Source organism: Streptomyces sp. NPDC096105, assembly GCF_044763335.1.
In the GTDB taxonomy this organism is placed as follows: Bacteria; Actinomycetota; Actinomycetes; order Streptomycetales; family Streptomycetaceae; genus Streptomyces.
The window spans coordinates 15,801-33,017 of sequence record NZ_JBIWGC010000021.1 but is presented as its reverse complement, the minus strand read 5'-3'; the positions used below and the strand labels follow the sequence as shown (position 1 = coordinate 33,017).

The 17,217-nt window shown below is 70.8% G+C and carries 17 protein-coding genes; 6 read left to right on the top strand and 11 right to left on the bottom strand.

Annotated elements, in window-relative coordinates; translation table 11 throughout:
* The first annotated feature begins 148 nt into the window (after positions 1-148).
* From ACIQ8B_RS26560 to ACIQ8B_RS26545, 4 genes are read left to right on the top strand one after another with little or no spacing between them, the layout of a single operon-like run.
* Positions 149-2,260 carry a nitrate- and nitrite sensing domain-containing protein gene (locus tag ACIQ8B_RS26560; protein WP_403550182.1) on the top strand — a complete coding sequence of 704 codons (2,112 nt, stop codon included), beginning with the start codon at positions 149-151 and terminating at the stop codon, positions 2,258-2,260.
* Entirely contained in the window at positions 2,257-2,658 is a 402-nt protein-coding gene (locus tag ACIQ8B_RS26555; RefSeq protein WP_403550180.1) for a roadblock/LC7 domain-containing protein, read from the top strand. Before ACIQ8B_RS26560 ends, ACIQ8B_RS26555 begins: the two co-directional genes overlap by 4 nt.
* Positions 2,658-3,029, top strand: a complete 372-nt coding sequence (locus tag ACIQ8B_RS26550) for a DUF742 domain-containing protein (RefSeq protein WP_290004119.1) — start codon at positions 2,658-2,660, stop codon at positions 3,027-3,029. Before ACIQ8B_RS26555 ends, ACIQ8B_RS26550 begins: the two co-directional genes overlap by 1 nt.
* Positions 3,016-3,606: an ATP/GTP-binding protein gene (locus tag ACIQ8B_RS26545; RefSeq protein ID WP_290004120.1), complete on the top strand. Its 591-nt coding sequence runs from the start codon at positions 3,016-3,018 to the stop codon at positions 3,604-3,606. The genes ACIQ8B_RS26550 and ACIQ8B_RS26545 overlap by 14 nt, the downstream gene beginning before the upstream one ends.
* Positions 3,607-3,941: 335 nt before the next feature.
* On the opposite strand, the gene ACIQ8B_RS26540 is transcribed toward ACIQ8B_RS26545, so the two are convergent.
* From ACIQ8B_RS26540 to ACIQ8B_RS26515, 6 genes are all read right to left on the bottom strand, one after another.
* Positions 3,942-4,307, bottom strand: coding sequence for a hypothetical protein (locus tag ACIQ8B_RS26540; protein WP_403550178.1), 366 nt, complete (start codon positions 4,305-4,307; stop codon positions 3,942-3,944).
* Between the two features lie 361 nt (positions 4,308-4,668).
* Positions 4,669-5,220: a DUF4839 domain-containing protein gene (locus ACIQ8B_RS26535; protein WP_403550176.1), complete on the bottom strand. Its 552-nt coding sequence runs from the start codon at positions 5,218-5,220 to the stop codon at positions 4,669-4,671.
* A gap of 212 nt (positions 5,221-5,432) precedes the next feature.
* Positions 5,433-5,825, bottom strand: a complete 393-nt coding sequence (locus ACIQ8B_RS26530; RefSeq protein WP_403550174.1) for a type II toxin-antitoxin system death-on-curing family toxin — start codon at positions 5,823-5,825, stop codon at positions 5,433-5,435.
* Positions 5,822-6,016 (bottom strand): ribbon-helix-helix protein, CopG family, encoded by a 195-nt coding sequence (locus ACIQ8B_RS26525; RefSeq protein WP_037672007.1) that lies wholly within the window; start codon positions 6,014-6,016, stop codon positions 5,822-5,824. The genes ACIQ8B_RS26530 and ACIQ8B_RS26525 overlap by 4 nt, the downstream gene beginning before the upstream one ends.
* 257 nt (positions 6,017-6,273) lie before the next feature.
* On the bottom strand, positions 6,274-7,602 hold the full coding sequence (locus tag ACIQ8B_RS26520) for a class I SAM-dependent RNA methyltransferase (protein WP_403550172.1): 1,329 nt from the start codon (positions 7,600-7,602) through the stop codon (positions 6,274-6,276).
* 69 nt (positions 7,603-7,671) lie between these two features.
* The gene (locus ACIQ8B_RS26515; RefSeq protein WP_403550170.1) at positions 7,672-9,717 is read right to left on the bottom strand and encodes an APC family permease; all 2,046 of its coding nucleotides are present in this window, start codon (positions 9,715-9,717) and stop codon (positions 7,672-7,674) included.
* Positions 9,718-10,278: 561 nt separating this feature from the next.
* On the opposite strand from ACIQ8B_RS26515, the gene ACIQ8B_RS26510 reads away from it, so the two are divergent.
* Both ACIQ8B_RS26510 and ACIQ8B_RS26505 read left to right on the top strand, forming a co-directional pair.
* On the top strand, positions 10,279-10,950 hold the full coding sequence (locus ACIQ8B_RS26510) for a TrkA family potassium uptake protein (protein WP_106412058.1): 672 nt from the start codon (positions 10,279-10,281) through the stop codon (positions 10,948-10,950).
* Positions 10,950-11,618 (top strand): TrkA family potassium uptake protein, encoded by a 669-nt coding sequence (locus tag ACIQ8B_RS26505; RefSeq protein WP_037930094.1) that lies wholly within the window; start codon positions 10,950-10,952, stop codon positions 11,616-11,618. Before ACIQ8B_RS26510 ends, ACIQ8B_RS26505 begins: the two co-directional genes overlap by 1 nt.
* A gap of 65 nt (positions 11,619-11,683) precedes the next feature.
* Here the strand turns inward: ACIQ8B_RS26505 and ACIQ8B_RS26500 are convergent, their stop codons facing one another.
* The 5 genes from ACIQ8B_RS26500 to ACIQ8B_RS26480 form a co-directional block, all read right to left on the bottom strand.
* Positions 11,684-12,454, bottom strand: coding sequence for a DUF3159 domain-containing protein (locus ACIQ8B_RS26500; RefSeq protein ID WP_290004134.1), 771 nt, complete (start codon positions 12,452-12,454; stop codon positions 11,684-11,686).
* A 3-nt stretch (positions 12,455-12,457) separates the two neighbouring features.
* Positions 12,458-12,856, bottom strand: coding sequence for an OB-fold nucleic acid binding domain-containing protein (locus ACIQ8B_RS26495; RefSeq protein WP_106416217.1), 399 nt, complete (start codon positions 12,854-12,856; stop codon positions 12,458-12,460).
* A 68-nt stretch (positions 12,857-12,924) separates the two neighbouring features.
* Complete coding sequence (locus ACIQ8B_RS26490; RefSeq protein ID WP_106412060.1) at positions 12,925-13,602, bottom strand: response regulator; 678 nt, start codon at positions 13,600-13,602, stop codon at positions 12,925-12,927.
* Positions 13,599-16,166: an ATP-binding protein gene (locus ACIQ8B_RS26485; protein WP_403550166.1), complete on the bottom strand. Its 2,568-nt coding sequence runs from the start codon at positions 16,164-16,166 to the stop codon at positions 13,599-13,601. Before ACIQ8B_RS26485 ends, ACIQ8B_RS26490 begins: the two co-directional genes overlap by 4 nt.
* A gap of 297 nt (positions 16,167-16,463) precedes the next feature.
* A complete protein-coding gene (locus ACIQ8B_RS26480) occupies positions 16,464-17,216 on the bottom strand; it encodes a DUF3710 domain-containing protein (RefSeq protein ID WP_106412062.1) in 753 nt (250 codons plus the stop codon).
* Position 17,217 lies beyond the last annotated feature (1 nt).

Here is a 17,217-nt window from a genome sequence, read left to right as displayed (position 1 = left end):
TACGCTGCTCATTTGGCTGGCAATCGTCCCTATTCTGGCGATGGGTGTCCAAGTGGTCATGACCGCACAGCCGCTGGTACACCAGTCGAAGCAACTACGCGCCGATGTGGCAGTCGGTGAGCGGACCGATGTACCCCTGACCAGGCTGATGGTCGAACTGCAGGCTGAGCGGACGATGACCGCCACACGGTGGGCGAGCGGCTCCGTGTCCGAGAAGGAGCTGCGCGAGCAGCGCGCGGCCACGGACCGGGCCGCGGACGAGTTCCGCCGGGCGGCGGACGGAGCCCTGGCGGCGACCGGGCGCGAGGACGATCATTACGTCGCGGAGCTGAAGCAGGGCCTCGCGGATCTGGCTGCGTTCCGCGAGCGCGCGGACACCCGCAGCGGGGACGCGGATCGGACGATCGGCTACTACTCCGGCCTCGTCGACCGCATCATCCGGGTGTACCAGAACGAGTTCAGCCATGCGGAAGACGCCGAGCTCATCCAGGAGAGCGGCCTGGTCGTCACGGTGTTCACGGTGTCCGAGATGGTGGCGCGCGAGACCACCATCCTCGCCATGGCCGGGCCGTCCAGGCGCCTGAGCCCTTCCGGGTTCGCCGAATTCGTCAACTCCGTCGGATCCCAGCGGTACCAGTACGACGAGTGGGTCGCGCCGTATCTGACGGCCGAGGACAAAGCGGCCTACGACCAGGTCTTCGCCTCGGACGGCTGGAAGACGAAGATCCGTATCGAGGACGCGGTCATCTCCGACCACCAGAACACCGCGTCCGGCATCGAGCTGCCCAAGGAAGCTGACGCCTGGCAGGCCGCGTATGACGAGTTCGCGCCGCGCCTTGCCGCGCTCAACGCGAAACAGGGGCGAGCACTGCTCGTGCACGCCGACGCCAAGGCCACGCAGTTGGAGAACGAGGTCATCTGGCTGATCGTCGGAAACGGCGCAGCCGTCCTTGCCGTCGCGGCCGTCATCGTGCTCACCACGCGCTCCGTGCTCCGCCGCCTGCGCGGTCTGCACCAACGTACGGTGGCCATTGCCGAGGACACGCTGCCGGATGTCGTTGCCCGGCTCCAGCGCGGGCAGCCCGTCGACGACGACGCGCTGCCCGCGGTGAGCGGAGACCGGGACGAGGTCGGACGTATCAGCGACGCGTTCGCCCGGGTCGTCTCCGTATCCGTCGACGGGCATGCGCGGCTCGCGGCCGAGCGTCAGGGTTTCGGTATGTTCGCCGCGGGCATCGCCTCGCGCACCGGAAACCTGGTCAGCCGCCAGCTGGCCCTCACCGACGAACTGCAGGACGCCTTCGGGCACGACGAGGAGCTTCTCGCCCGGTTGATGCGATCCGACCAGTTGACGGTGGGTATGCGGCGGCAGATCGAGAACCTGCTCATCCTGGCAGGTGGGGAGATCCCCGATCCGCACACCGAGCCCATGCGCGTCGCCGACCTGCTGCGCGAAGCCGCCGCGGAGGTCGAGGACTTCCGGCGGATCGAGCGCCAGGCCCTGGACGAGATCAGCGTGGCACCGCGGGTGATCAGCGAGATCAGCCACCTCCTGGCAGAACTCCTGGACAACGCCACCCGGTTCTCCCCGCCGCAGTCGAAGGTGGCCATCCGTGCCGAACTGGTGACGGACGGACTGTTGGTCGAGATCGAGGACCGCGGGCCTCGGGTGACCGCCGCAACCTACGAGGAGATGAACGGGCGTCTGCACTCGGCCCCGCCGTATTCCGTCCTGGCGGAGAACGCGCACCGGCTCGGACTCTTCGTGGTCGGCCACATCGCCGAACAGCTCGGGGCCACAGTGACGCTGCGCCGCTCGGTGTACGGGGGGACGTCGGCCGTGGTGATCCTTCCCGAGGAACTCCTTGTGCCGACCGAACCGGTCCGGGCGGGAAAGGAAGCGCCGCGCGCGGCGGCGACGCCCGCCCCGGCACCGGGCCCGTTCGACGAACGCAAGCCCGAACTGGTCCTGCACGCGAGGACCGGGTCGGCCGGCCGTAGGACGCCGGAGCGCTCGCCCGAGCGGCCGGTGAAGAGCAGGACGCCGGTCCTTTCCGCGACACGGGACGGTGACGCGAAGCCGGCCCTCCCCGAGCGGGTCCCGCAGGCTCACATCGCCGAGCAGCTCCGCGCGCCACACGCACCGGAGACTGCCGTCGCTCAGGACGCGGCGACACCCGAAGAAGTGGCCGACGCCTGGGCGGACTACGAACGCGGGACTCAGACAGTGGAAGAAGAACTCCGACAGGATCAGCCATGACGACAACGAACGACATGATCTACAGCGTCCTGGACAACAACCTGAGCAGGATCGCCGGCATCCAGGGAGCCGTGCTCCTGTCCAACGACGGGATCAAGCTCAGCTCGTACCAGCTGGAACGGGACCAGGCGGAGCGCATAGCCGCCGCGTCCTCCGGCATCGCCTCCACGATGAAGGCGATATCCAGGGAGGTCGACGGCGGCCGGGTGATCCGCCAGCTGGTCGAGATGGACGACAGCTATCTCTGCATCGTCGGGTGCGGGGAGGGCAGCACGCTCATCGTGGTGACCTCCCGCAAGGCGCGGCTGGGGGAGCTGGGCGGTGAAGCCGTGCGCACCGCCCAGGCGCTCGGTGAGTGGCTGAGCACGCCTGAACGCGGCCAGGCGCAGCAGTCGTAATGGCGGACGAGCCCGGGCCGCGAGAGGGGGGCCACCGCCGGACGCGGCTGTACGCGCTGACCGATGGACGTACGACGGCTGCACACACCGTCCTCACCATGGACACCACGATCACGGCGGTGGCCGTCGCGGACGGCCACGACGGCCTGCCCAGCGAGTGGCAGGCCATCCTCGCGATGTGCTCGCCTCCGGGCGGCCTGGCGGTCGCCGAGATCGCGGCGCGCATGCACATCCGCCTCACTCCCATGACGCTTCTTCTCGGCGAACTCGCCGATCGGGGGCTGATCGAGCACCGGCCACCCCTGGAAGGGAACGAGACCACCAATGTCCACCTGCTCATGAGAATCAGGGACAACCTTGCCCGGATATGACACCCCTGCCCAGGAAGCGGCCCCCGTCAAGATCCTCATCGCTGGGGGATTCGGCGTCGGCAAGACGACCCTGGTCGAGACGGTCTCCGAGATCGAGCCGTTGCGCACCGAGGAGCGGCTGACGAGCGCGGGCGTCGGCGTCGACGACCTCGACGGCATCGAGTCCAAGGCGGCTACCACCGTCGCGATGGACTTCGGCCGCATCACCCTCACCGACGCACAGGTCGTGCTCTACCTGTTCGGCACACCTGGCCAGGAGCGCTTCTGGTTCATGTGGGACGACCTGCTGAACGGGGCACTCGGGGCGATCGTCCTTGTCGACACACGACGCCTCGACCGCAGTTTCCCGGCCGTCGACTTCTTCGAGAACCGAGGGCTTCCGTTCATGGTCGCCGCGAACTGTTTCCACGGCGAACAGCCCTACACCGCCGAGGAGATCAGGGCGGCGCTGCATCTGCGTGACCCGAACACACCCATCCACCTGCTCGATGCCCGCTCCCGTGACGACGCACGCGGTGCGCTGCTCTCGCTTCTGGACATGCTCATCGCCAAAGCCGAGGTCGCGGCGACCGGCTGACTTCGGCCTGACACGTGGCGGCGTGGAGGTTCACGGCCGCGACCGTGGACCCGGTCCGCGCCACCGCCGCGTCGGCCGTCGAGGAATGCCGGCCGGTACCAGCCACCGTCCTCGTACTCGAACCAGCCGTCGGGCCGTGACCCCAAACATGGGTCACGGCAAATTCCCCGGCCACAGGACGGTTCCGCTTGGCTTCGATGGTGCCACCGCAGGATCAGCGCTAACTGGTGGGAGGAGAAGGCCGGAGACAAGGTCCACGAACTCGGCCACGCATCACCCACGAGCAGATCAGCCTGCTGTAACCCACACCGACAACCGCCAGGCCCGCTGGGTGGCTACGCGGCCTTCGCCCTATGCCGCCAAACAGCATGCTCCAGTGCGCCCTTGTCATGCCCGATAAGTACGGCGCCTTCCTCATACACTGCGCGTACCTGGTCGTACGGGAGATCCGGAACACCGGCTTCCACGGCGAAGGCGCGCAGATGTACGTCAACGGCGACGTGCGAACGGCCAACGAGATTGCCGATGCAGCCGATGCTCTTCGGCCCCACTCCCTTCACCCTGCGCAGAGCGGCGCGATTGGCCTGATGATCGAGCCAGGTGTGAAGGTCCTCGCGGGTATCGACCTCATGGGCAGCGAGGAGGTCGGTGATGGCATGGGCCATGGTGACCTTCTGTGCGTGGTTGAACTTCATCGCCACGGCAAGGTCTCCCGTCACGAGCCGGCGCTGGAAGCCGCGGACTGTTCTTGCATCAGGCCAGCTCAATTACAGATGGAGGAGCCGCAGCCGGAGAGTCCCCTCGTACTTGCACCGGGGCTGAAAGCTGACGTCGCAGATGACAGCACCCATGTGGGTCCATCCGCCAGGCCGGGGAAACGGACCGTTGCCAAGTAGGTGTTGAACGTGGTCGGCGATCCGCTGGACAGGGCTGGATGCGTGCATGGGTCAATGATGGCGCTGTGGTCTGACAATTTGGTTGGGAAGTAGAACTCTCGAGTGGATGGAGCGGGGGTGCCGTTCCATCGGGCCCCCTCCATGACGGGCAGGCTGCCCATTTCGGCTACCGGGTCTCCGTCGAGACCGGGGCTGGACGGAAGACGCACTGAACCGTGTTGAACTCGATCGCCTCGGCGACGAAGGGGAACTTGTCGCCAACTGCAACGGTCGCAGGGACCTGCTTGCCGGTCAGGTACAGGTTACCGGTGTTGACGTCTTCGTACTCAAAGTTCGGACCGTCCGACGTCTGCGGTCCCTTGTCGCCCGGGCCGAGAAGGAAGTCGTAGCGCGTCTGGCCGTCCCCGTAGGACGCCATGTGCCTGATTCCGTCGAAGGCGACTGCCCGCCCCTCGTGCTTGGTTGCGAAGTTCATGTTCGCTTCGTCACACGGGTCCGCCTTCAACAACGCTGCGAACTCGAGATTGTTCTGCGCCGTGATCACCTCAGCGGCAGTCGGCTCGCCTGCGGGCGGCGCAACGGAAGGCTCGTCGCTGCTGGCCGTCGAACTGGCTGACGCGCCCTTCTCCCATCGGCACTGGCGTTGCGCTCGGCGACGGAGACGAGGATGCAGATGGAGGGCAGGGCCGTACAGTCCCAGCCCGTCAGCCTGTGTCATCGACATACAGACCGTGAAAGCTTCCGCCGGCCTCCCCATCCGGAGCCAGGAAAGCGACGCGGGCAAGACGGTCGTGGGGCCTTCGTGGCCCCGTCCCCGCTCTCCCGCCCTAGACGATCCTTCGGCTCACCCTTAGGTCCCCTCGACCACCAGCTTCGTCAACTGCGCCGGCAGACCGCCCTCGCCAGTCGTACGGTCCCGTCACCCGAACGTTAAATGACGGGGAACCAGGCCGACAGGCGCTTGGCAATGACCGGTACATCGACCTTGTCCTGCGCGACGTCCTCGACGAACGGGCCGGCAACGGAGACGGGGGGCGGGGCGGTACTGGCGCTGACGCCGTTGAACCGCAGGAAGACACGCATGCCGAGCCAGGCGGTGCGCTTGTTGCCATCGATCAGCGCGTGATTGCGGGCGACGGAGTGCAGCAGTGCCGCAGCCTTCTCGTGCAGCGTGGGATACAACTCGGCTCCGAACACGTTCGTCCGGGGCCTCTCGATCGCCGACACCAGAAGACCCATGTCACGCACGCTGTGCTCGGTACCGTTGACCGCGCGGGCGATGGCCAGGATCTCGTCGATCTGGATGTAGCGCACGTCCGTCACTTCAGGTAGTCCAGGATCTCCGCATCGCTGTCCATCAGCTCGGCCAAGACGTCATCGACCTTCAGCTCGGCCCGGTTCTGGGCGTCACGGATGGCCTCGATGGCAAGCTCCTGCTTGCTGCGACCCTCCCGACGAGCCCGCTCGGTGAGCTTCGCGTCAAGGTCGTCGGGGAGCCGGAGTGTCATCGCCATACACGCATGATACCAGGCCGGTATCAAAGCGGTGCGGTCGGCCCCGGCCGGCCGCTCGCACCGCCACTGCGGAAGTGCAGCAGAAGCTCAGCTTCGAGCGTCAAAAGTCTCCGAACGACCCTCTGAAGGCGTTGCCCATGCAAGCACCGCGCTCACAAATCCGCAGGTCAGCGAACTGACAAAGGTCGATCCGTCCGCTCGGACTGCTGCACGGGGGAAACAGGTCGAGCAACCGACCCGGACAACAAAAACGCAGGTCAGGACGCCTTGCCCGCAGGTTCGAGGATGGCCACACACTCCACATGCGACGTCATCGGGAACAGGTCGAACACCCGCAGCGTCCGCACCTTGTACCCCCCGTCCCGGAAGTACGCGAGGTCGCGGGCCAGGGCGGCCGGGTCGCAGGCCACGTAGGCGATGCGGCGGGCGCCCAGGGACGACAGGTGCTCGACCGTCCTGCGGCCGGCGCCCGCGCGGGGCGGGTCGAGGACGACGAGGTCGACCTCGGTGATGCCGGTGCGGGGCAGGACCGACTCGACCTTGCCCTGTTCGATCCGCACGCGCGGGAAGTCCGCGAGGTTGTGCCGGGCGTCCTCCACCGCGCGCTTGCCGGACTCGATGCCGAGCACCGCGCCCTGGTCGCCGACCCGGTCGGCCAGCGCGCCCGCGAACAGGCCGACGCCGCAGTACAGGTCGAGCGCCATGTCGCCCTTGCGGGGCAGCAGGCCCTGCATGACCGCGGTGACGAGGGTGTCGGCGGCCTTCGGGTGGACCTGCCAGAAACCGCCGTTGCCGACGCGGTGGGTGCGGCCGTCCGCGCGTTCGCGGACGAACGGGCGGCCGTGCACCCGGTGCACCTGCCCGTTGCGCTCGTCGATGCGCAACACCGAGACGGGGCGGTCCAGTTCGACCAGCGGGAGGCGGGCGCCGGGCTTCGGCGTCAGCACGACCTGGCGGTCCTGGGAGCCGGTCGCGGCGATCGCCTCGACCGAGTCCATGCCGGTCCAGTCCCGCTTCTCGATGCCCAGTTCGCTGACGCCCTCCGCGGCGATCAGGCAGCGGTCGATCGGCTCGACCTCGTGCGAGCGGTGCCGGCGCAGTCCCGCGCGGCCGTCCGCGGTCACCGCGTACTGCACGCGCGTGCGCCACGACGGGACCTGGCCCGCGGGGACCTTGTCACCCTCGGCGGGCACCACCGTGCCGTCCCAGCCGGCCTCCTCGGGCGTCAGCCCGGCCAGCCGCTGGAGCTGCTCGGCGACGACCTCGCCCTTGAGCCGCCGCTGGGCGCCCGGCTTGGCGTGCTGCCAGTCGCAGCCGCCGCAGCGGCCGGGGCCGGCGAACGGGCAGGGGGCGTCGATGCGGTCCTTGGAGGCGTCGAGCACCTCCACCGCGTCGGCGCGCAGGAACCGCGCGCCCTCCTCGCCCTCGGTGACACGGGCGACGACGCGCTCGCCGGGCAGGGCGTGCCGGACGAAGAGGACCTGCCCCCCGGAGGTGCGGGCGATGCAGTGGCCGCCGTGGGCGACGGGGCCGATCTCGACCTCGTACTCCTCCCCCACCAGTGATTTCCTCGGTTCTGCCTGCATGGCGGGGTGACTCCACAACATCGGGTACGGGCGGGCGGGCCGTGCGGCCCGGGACAACAGCCCACCAGTCTACGTGCGCGGCGAGGTGTCCTTCGCCCGCTCCGCGGGTCCCCTGCGCGCCGAGCCGGGCGCGGCCCAGTCCTGCCGCCTGCGGGCCCGCTGCTTGGCGGCCTCGGAGGACCGGAGCTGGTACGGCACCGAGGTGACCATGACGCCCGGCGTGAACAGCAGCCGGGCCTTCAGCCGCAGCGCGCTCTGGTTGTGCAGCAGCTGCTCGTACCAGTGGCCGACCACGTACTCCGGGATGATCACGGACACCACGTCCCGCGGCGACTGCGCGCGCAGGCTCTTGACGTACTCGATCACCGGACGGGTGACCTCCCGGTACGGGGAGTCGAGCACCTTCAGGGGGACGTCGATGCCGCGCCGCTCCCACTCCTCGCGCAGCGCCCTGGTCTCCTCGGCGTCCACGTTGACGCTGAGCGCCTCCAGGGTGTCGGAGCGCAGCAGCTTGGCGTAGGCCAGGGCGCGCAGGGTGGGGCGGTGCACCTTGGAGATCAGGACGACGGAGTGGACGCGGGACGGCCGTACGGTGTCCTCGCTCGGGGTGTCCGGCGCGGCGATCTCCTCGGCGACCCGGTCGTAGTGGCGGCGGATCGCCGTCATGGTCGCGTAGAAGATGCCCATGCCGAGCAGGGCGACCCAGGCGCCGTGGGTGAACTTGGTGAGCAGCACGACGACCAGCACCAGGCCGGTGAAGAAGGCGCCGAAGGCGTTGATCGCCCGGGAGCGGACCATGCGGCGGCGTGCGGCCGGGTCCCGCTCGGTGGCCAGCAGCCGGTTCCAGTGCCGGACCATGCCGGTCTGGCTGAGGGTGAAGGACATGAACACGCCGACGATGTACAGCTGGATCAGCCGGGTCGAGTCGGCGCCGTAGATCCACACCAGCAGCACGGCGGCGCCCGCGAGCAGCACGATGCCGTTGGAGAAGGCGAGGCGGTCGCCCCGGGTGTGCAGCTGGCGGGGCAGGTAGCGGTCCTGGGCGAGGATCGAGCCGAGCAGCGGGAAGCCGTTGTAGGCGGTGTTCGCGGCGAGGAACAGCACCAGCGCGGTGGCGGCGGCGAGCAGGACGAACAGCGCGCTGCCGTGTCCGAACACGGCCTCGGCGACCTGGGAGATCACCGGGTCCTGGACGTAGTCGGGGCCGAGCGGGACGCCGTTGTGCAGGAGGTCCTTGGCCGGGTTCTCGGCCATCCGTACGTCGGTGGCGGCGGCCAGCGCGATGATGCCGCAGAACATGGTGACGGCGAGCAGGCCCATCAGGGCGAGGGTGGTCGCCGCGTTGCGCGACTTGGGCTTGCGGAAGCCCGGTACGCCGTTGGAGATCGCCTCGACGCCGGTGAGCGCGGCGCAGCCGGAGGAGAAGGCGCGCAGCAGGAGGAAGACGAGGGCGAAGCCGGCCAGGCCGGGGTGCTCGGGTTTGATCTCGAAGTCGGCGGTCGGCGCGCGCATGTCGTCGCCGAGCACCACCCCGCGGAAGGCGCCCCACGCGATCATGAGGAAGACGCCGGTGACGAAGACGTAGGTGGGGATCGCGAAGAGGGTGCCCGACTCCCGGACCCCGCGCAGGTTCATCAGCGTCAGCAGCACGATCACGCCGACCGCGCAGGCCACCTTGTGCTCGACGACGAAGGGGACGGCCGAGCCGAGGTTCTCGATGCCGGAGGAGATCGACACGGCGACGGTGAGGACGTAGTCGACGAGCAGGGCGCTCCCGACGGTGAGGCCCGCCCGCGGGCCGAGATTGGTGGTGGCCACCTCGTAGTCGCCGCCGCCGCTGGGGTAGGCGTGCACGTTCTGCCGGTAGGAGGCGACCACGGTGAACATGAGCACGACGACCGCGACCGCGATCCAGGGGCTGAAGTGGTACGCCGACAGACCCGCGATGGAGAGGACCAGCAGCACCTCGCCGGGCGCGTACGCCACGGAGGAGAGCGGGTCGGAGGCGAAGACGGGGAGTGCGACGCGCTTCGGCAGGAGCGTCTCCCCCAGCCGGTCGCTGCGCAGTGCGCGCCCGATGAGGATGCGTTTGGGCACGTCGGTCAGTTTGGACACAAGTGTGGATCGTAGGCCGTCGTACGACGCGCGACACACCCGCCACCCCACTTCCATACGGCATCCATACGGCCGCTGCCCTCCGGGTGAAAAGGCGGGGCGTCGGGGCGGCGATGGGGCGGACAGGGGGAGTCCCATGCCTGTATGACCACATGTCCGGCCGTTGTCGCCACGCCTCGTGGAGGGTCCCATGCACACGACCGCAGAACTGATCGGCGCGGCGGCCGGCCTCGTCGTCCTCGGCGTCCTGGCGGTCGCCAGCGTGCGCAGCATCACGCGCCGGTAGGGGCCGGCCGCCTTGGGCTCGCCCGTCGCTCGGGCTTCCGTCGCCGACCGCACGCCGCCGTGCACCCCGTACCGCGGGTGCCGGCCGGCCTCCGCGTACCGTCGGTCACCGCGGGCAGGACGCCCCCGAGGGGCGTCGGGGTCCCCGGCCCCCGGCATGATGGTGGCCGGCGGCCCGCACACAGGCCGCGACGTGTTGCCTGGCGAGCCGAAAGAGAGACATGAGCACGAAGGTCATGAAGGTCGCACGGCCTGCAGGAAGCGCGGTGTAACGCGATGCATATTGTCATCATGGGCTGCGGAAGGGTCGGTTCCGCCCTGGCCCAGACCCTGGAGGAACAGGGGCACACGATCGCCGTGATCGACCAGGACCCCACCGCGTTCCGCCGGCTGGGCTCCTCGTTCGGCGGCCGCCGGGTCACCGGCGTCGGCTTCGACCAGGACACCCTGCGCGAGGCCGGCATCGAGGACGCCGGCGCCTTCGCCGCCGTGTCCAGCGGCGACAACTCCAACATCATCGCTGCCCGGGTGGCCCGCGAGATGTTCGGCATCGAGAACGTCGCCGCCCGTATCTACGACCCCCGCCGCGCGGAGGTCTACCAGCGCCTGGGCATCCCCACCGTCGCCACCGTCCGCTGGACGGCCGACCAGATGCTGCGCCGGCTGCTCCCCTCGGGCGCCGAGCCGCTCTGGCGCGACCCCACAGGCGGGGTCCAGCTCGCCGAGGTGCACACCTCCACGGCGTGGGTGGGGCACCGCGTCTCCCGGCTCCAGGACGAGACGGGTGTGCGGGTCGCGTTCCTCACCCGGCTCGGGGAGGCCATCCTGCCCAGCTCGCAGACGGTGTTGCAGGAGGGTGACCTGGTGCACGTGATGATGCGCACGGACGAGATCGACCGGGTCGAGGCGGCCTTCGCCAAGGGACCCGACGAGGAGGGCGGTCGCTGATGAGGGTCGCCATTGCCGGAGCCGGCGCGGTCGGCCGCTCGATCGCGGGCGAGCTGCTGGAGAACGGCCACGAGGTCCTGCTGATCGACAAGGCGCCGACCGCCATCTCGGTGGAGCGCGTCCCGCAGGCGGAGTGGCTGCTCGCCGACGCCTGCGAGATCACCTCCCTGGACGAGGCGGCGCTCCAGCGCTGCAACGTCGTCATCGCCGCGACCGGCGACGACAAGGTCAACCTGGTCGTCTCGCTGCTCGCCAAGACCGAGTACGGCGTGCCCCGCGTCGTCGCCCGCGTGAACAACCCCAAGAACGAGTGGCTGTTCAACGAGTCCTGGGGCGTGGACGTCGCCGTCTCCACCCCGCGTCTGATGTCGGCGCTGGTGGAGGAGGCGGTCAGCGTCGGCGACCTGGTCCGGCTGCTGCGCTTCAGCCACGGCGACGCCAACCTGGTGGAGCTGACCCTGCCGGAGGAGTCCGCGCTGGCCGGCACCCAGGTCGGGGACGTGGAATGGCCGCAGGACACCTCGCTGGTCACCATCATCCGCGGCACGCGGGTGCTGACCCCGACCCGCGAGGACTCCCTGGAGGCCGGCGACGAGCTGCTCTTCGTGGCCGCGCAGGCCCGCGAGGAGCAGCTGGAGGACCTGCTCTCGGTCCGCAAGGAGTCGTAGCGGTACGCGCGCACACGTGAGGGGCGCCCGGAGAACTCCGGGCGCCCCTCACACGTGCAGGAAGCTCAGGACCGGCGGCGGTGCCGGCCGGCCGGCGTCCCTTCGCTCTCCCCCGCGGCGGCCCGCCGCTCCTCCTCCGCGCGCTCCTCCGCCTCCATCTCGGCGAAGACGTCGATCGGCGGCGGGGCCTTCGCCAGGAACACCCAGGTCAGGTAGACGGCGAGCAGGAACGGCGGGATCTTCAGCGCCACCAGCACCCAGCCGAGCTGGGTGGTGTCCGCCCACCAGTACAGCGGGAAGAGGATCGCGCACTTGGCGAGCAGGATCAGGCCCCAGGCCCAGCTGGCCTTGGTGTACGCCTTCTTGCGGCCGGGGTTGCGGGTGCGCCAGGAGAGGTTCTCCTTGAACACCGGGCCCAGCATCAGTCCGATCAGCGGCACGCCCGCCATGGCCGTGACGATGTACGCCAGGGCCAGGCCCAGCGTGTACAGCATGCCCGGCAGGTAGAAGTCCTTGGCGTTGCCGGTCATCATCGCGAAGACCACGCCGAAGCCCACGCCGAAGACGCCGCTGAACGCGTGCTTCACGGTGTCCCTGCGGGCCAGCCGGACCACGACCATGACCAGTGCCACGCCGAGCGCCGCGAGCGCCGACATGTGCAGGTCCTTGTTGACCGTGTAGATGCTGACGAAGAGCAGCCCCGGCAGCACCGTCTCGACCATGCCCCGGACACCGCCGAACGCCTCGAACAGGGCGGCTTCCGTCACCGCCCGGGCGTCGTCCGCGGACGCGTCCGCGGAGGTCTCTTCGGTTGTCGGCTTGTCGAGCGACGTCACCGGCTACTCCCGTCCGAGGGGTCTCAGTTCGTATTTCGGATTGAACAGCACCCGGCGGCCGTGGCTCATGGCGATCCGGCCCGATGCGATCAGCTTGCGCCCCGGCTCTATCCCCACGATGGAGCGCCTGCCGAGCCACACCACGTCCAGCGCGGCGGAGCCGTCGAACAGTTCGGCCTCCAGGGCCGGAACTCCCGCGCGCGGCCGCAGCGTGACCGTGCGCAAGGTACCAGTAACCGTGACGATCTCGCGGTCCTGGCAGTCGCCTATCCGCGTGCACCCGGCCGTCGCTGCGTCCTCGCGCAGCTCCTCCGACTCCAGGTCCTCCTGCGAGGACGAGAGCCGGTCGAGCATGCGGCGGAACCGGCCTGCCGGCTTCTCGGACCGAGGAACAGCACTCATATCTGAAGCGTACCGGGGTGCGCCGACGGTCATGTACCCCCTGCTCCCCCGGCCCGGACGGCCCGCCCTCACTTCTCGAAGCGGTATCCCATGCCCGGCTCGGTGATGAGGTGTCTCGGCCGCGACGGGTCCGCCTCCAGCTTCCGGCGCAGCTGCGCCATGTACACGCGCAGGTAGTTGGTCTCCGTCCCGTACGACGGCCCCCACACCTCCCGCAGCAGCTGCTTCTGGCCCACCAGCCGGCCCCCGGCCCGCACCAGCGCCTCCAGCAGATGCCACTCGGTGGGCGTGAGCCGTACGTCCCCGCCGTCGCGGTGGACCTTCTTCGCGGCCAGGTCGACGGTGAACGTCTCCGTCTCCACGACGACCTCTCCCCCGTCGGCCGGTTCCGCGCGGCGTACGGCGGCACGCAGCCGGGCGAGCAGTTCGTCCATGCCGAAGGGCTTGGTGACGTAGTCGTCGGCCCCGGCGTCCAGCGCCTGGACCTTCTCGGCCGAGGCGTGCCGCGCGGACAGCACCAGGATCGGCACCCGGCTCCACTCACGCAGCCGCCGGATGACGTCGACGCCGTCCGTGTCGGGCAGGCCGAGGTCGAGGACGACGACGTCCGGGTGGCGCGCGGCGGCCGCGCGCAGGGCGCCGGCCCCGTCCTCGGCGGAGTCGACCTCGTACGCCCGGGCCCTGAGGTTGATCACCAGGGCCCGCACGATGGCCGGGTCGTCGTCGACCACCAGCACCCGGGTCATGAGGCTCGCCTTTCGTTCTCCGCGGCCACGGGACCGCGTGCGCGGTCGCCCGGCCGGTCCGCCGGCCGGGTTTCCGCCGCGTGCAGGGTGAGGGTCATGGTGAGGCCGCCGCCGGGGGTGTCGTCGGCGTCGAGGGTGCCGCCCATGGCCTCGGTGAAGCCGCGGGCGACCGCCAGGCCGAGCCCCACGCCGGTGCCGCGCGGGGCGTCGCCGTGCCGCTGGAACGGCTCGAAGATGCGGCCCTTGGCCTCGTCGGGGACGCCGGGGCCGCGGTCGACGACCCGCACCTCGACCCGGTCGGCGAGGGCGCTGGCGGCGACCAGCACCTTCTCCCCCGGCGGACTGTACTTCACCGCGTTCTCGATCACGTTGGCCATCGCCCGTTCCAGCAGTCCGGGGTCGGCGTCGACCATGGGCAGGGTCTCGGGGACGTCCAGGGCGACGCTGTCCTCGGGCACGCCGCCGAGGGCGCGCGGCACCACCTCGTCCAGGTCGGTGCCGCGCATCAGCGGTGTGACCGTGCCGGTGTGCAGGCGGGACATGTCGAGCAGGTTGCCCACGAGGTGGTCCAGACGGTCCGCGCCGTCCTCGATGCCCTCGAGCAGCTCGGCGCGGTCCTCGTCGGACCATTCGACGTCCTCGGAGCGCAGCGAGGAGACGGCCGCCTTGATCCCGGCCAGCGGGGTGCGCAGGTCGTGGCTGACGGCGGCGAGCAGCGCGGTGCGGATGCGGTTGCCCTCGGCGAGGGCGAGGGCGCGGTCGGCCTGTTCGCGCAGCCGGCGGCGGTCCAGGACGACGGCGGCCTGCGCGGCGAAGGCGGCCAGCACCCTGCGGTCCTCGGCGGGCGGTACCCGGCCGGTCAACGCCAGCGCCATGTGGTCCCCGACGGGCACCTCGACGTCGGCGTCCTCGGGCCGCCCGACCGGGCGGCCCCGGCCCGCCCGGCCCGCGCAGGTCCACGGCTCGACGTCCCCGGCGCGTTCCAGCAGCGCGGCGGACTCCATGCCGAAGGTCTCCCGGACCCGCTCCAGCAGGTCCTCCAGGCCGGTCTCGCCGCGCAGCACGTTGCCCGCGAGGAAGGAGAGGATCTCCGACTCGGCCCGCAGCCGGGCCGCCTGCTGGGTGCGCCGGGCCGCGAGGTCGACCACGGACGCCACCGACGTGCCGATCGCGACGAAGACGACGATGGCGACGATGTTCCGCGGGTCGGAGACGCTCCAGGTGTACAGGGGCGGGGTGTAGAGGTAGTTGAGCAGCAGGGAGCCCACGGCCGCCGAGGCGAGGGCCGGCCACAGCCCGCCGAGGAGCGCCGCGGCCACCGTCACCGCCAGGAACATCAGCATGTCGAGGGCGAGCCCCGGGTCGACGGCGCTGAGCAGCACCGCCAGGGCGGCGGGCCCGGCCGTGCCGGCCGCCCACCCCCAGGCGAGCCGCAGCCGGCCCAGCGGCGCACCCCGGGTGACGGGCAGCCCGCGGCCCCTGGCGGCCTCCTCGTGGGTGACGATGTGCACGTCCAGGTCGGGCCCGCAGTCGCGGGCGACGGTCGCGCCGACGCCGGGACCGAACACATACTGGCAGGTGCGGCGGCGGGAGGAGCCCAGCACGATCTGGGTGGCGTTGGCGCCGCGCGCGAAGTCGAGCAGGGCGGCGGGTATGTTGTCGCCGACGACGTGGTGGAAGCTGCCGCCGAGGTCCTCCACGAGGGCGCGCTGGGCGGCCAGTTCGCCGGGCGAGGCGGAGGTGAGGCCGTCGCTGCGGGATATGTACACGGCGAGCAGCTGCCCGCCCGCGCCCTTCTCCGCGAGCCGTGCGGCCCGGCGGATCAGGGTGCGGCCCTCGGGCCCGCCGGTCAGCCCGACCACGATCCGCTCGCGCGAGCCCCAGATCGCCGAGACGGCGTGCTCGCTGCGGTAGCGCTGGAGGTGGGCGTCGACCCGGTCGGCGACCCACAGCAGGGCGAGTTCGCGCAGGGCGGCGAGGTTGCCGGGGCGGAAGTAACTGGAGAGGGCCGCGTCGACCTGGTCGGGCTGGTGGATGTTGCCGTGCGCCATGCGGCGGCGCAGCGCCTCGGGCGTCATGTCGACCAGTTCGACCTGGTCGGCGCGGCGTACGACCTCGTCCGGCACGGTCGCCCGCTCCCGTACGCCGGTGATGGACTCCACGGTGTCGCCCAGCGACTCCAGGTGCTGGATGCCGACCGTGGACAGCACGTCGATGCCGGCGGCCAGCAGCTCCTCCACGTCCTGCCAGCGTTTGGCGTTGCGCGAGCCGGGCGCGTTGGTGTGGGCGAGCTCGTCGACCAGGGCGACCCGGGGGCGGCGGGCGAGGACGGCGTCGAGGTCCATCTCGGCCACGGTCACGCCGTCGTGCTCCAGCCGTCTGTGCGGGACGCGCTCCAGCCCGGTCAGCAGGGCCTCGGTGCGGGGCCTGCCGTGCGTCTCCACGAAGGCGACGACGCAGTCGGTGCCCCGTTCGACGCGGCGGTGCGCCTCGGCGAGCATCGCGTAGGTCTTCCCCACGCCCGGCGCCGCGCCGAGGTGAATGCGTAGCTTGCCGCGTCCCATGGCCCCATTGTCTTCCGGTCGTTCTCCCGGCGGAGTCGACCTTAGGCCGCCGTGCGCGGCGGCCGGGCGGCCGGAGGGGGTGCGAGGCGCGTCCTTGACGCAACCCTGACGCACGGCCGGGACGGCCGCCCGGTCAGCGCTCCCCCGTGGACCGGGCGCCGGTGTCGCTCCGCGCCGCCCGGCCCCTCGTGCCCGTCCGGCGTTCGGGGAGCGGGGTCCGGGGCGGCGCCCCGTGAAGCGCGTCGGCCCGCGGGGCCGGTCGCGGACGACCGGCCCCGCGGGCCGGGAAGACGACGCTCAGCGCACTTCGGTGATCTCGGGACCCCGCTGCAGCCGGCTCATGCCGCCCGCGAACCGGGACCCCTCCTCCTGCTGCACGTTCTCCGGCACCATCTGCGCGTCGTTCGGCAGCTTCAGGACGATCGGGTCGCGCGGGGCCATCGGGCCGTCCCCGCGCACCACCACCGTGTCCCGGAAGATCTGCTCCAGCAGTCCCGCCGCCTCCGGCTGCACCGCGCCCTGCCCGGAGATCACTCCGCGCAGGAACCAGCGGGGGCCGTCCACGCCGACGAACCGCACGACCTGGAAGCCGCCGGTGCCGTCCGGCAGCTGCACCGGCACCTGGGCGCGCAGCTCCCAGCCGAGCGGGCCCTCGACCTCGTCGATGATGCCGCCCTGCTGGGTGATGCCGGCCGCGATCTCCTCGCGGACCTCGCCCCAGATGCCCTCGCGCTTGGGCGCGGCGAAGGCCTGCAACTGGATGGCGCTGTCCCGCAGCACGACGGTGGCCGCGACGATCGCGTCGCCCGCGACCTCCACGCGCAGTTCCATGCCGTCCACACCGGGCACGAACAGACCGCCCAGGTCGACCCGGCCCTCGCCGGGCTCGCGGACCTCGGAGCTGTCCCAGGGCCCGTCGGGCCGGGGCGCGGGCTCGAGCCTCACGCGCCCGGTCTCCTCGTCCGCCTCCGCGTCGACACCGTCGACGACCTGCTCGGCCTCGCCGGCCGCACCGTCGGCGGCATCCCTCTTCTTGCGACGTCCGAACACG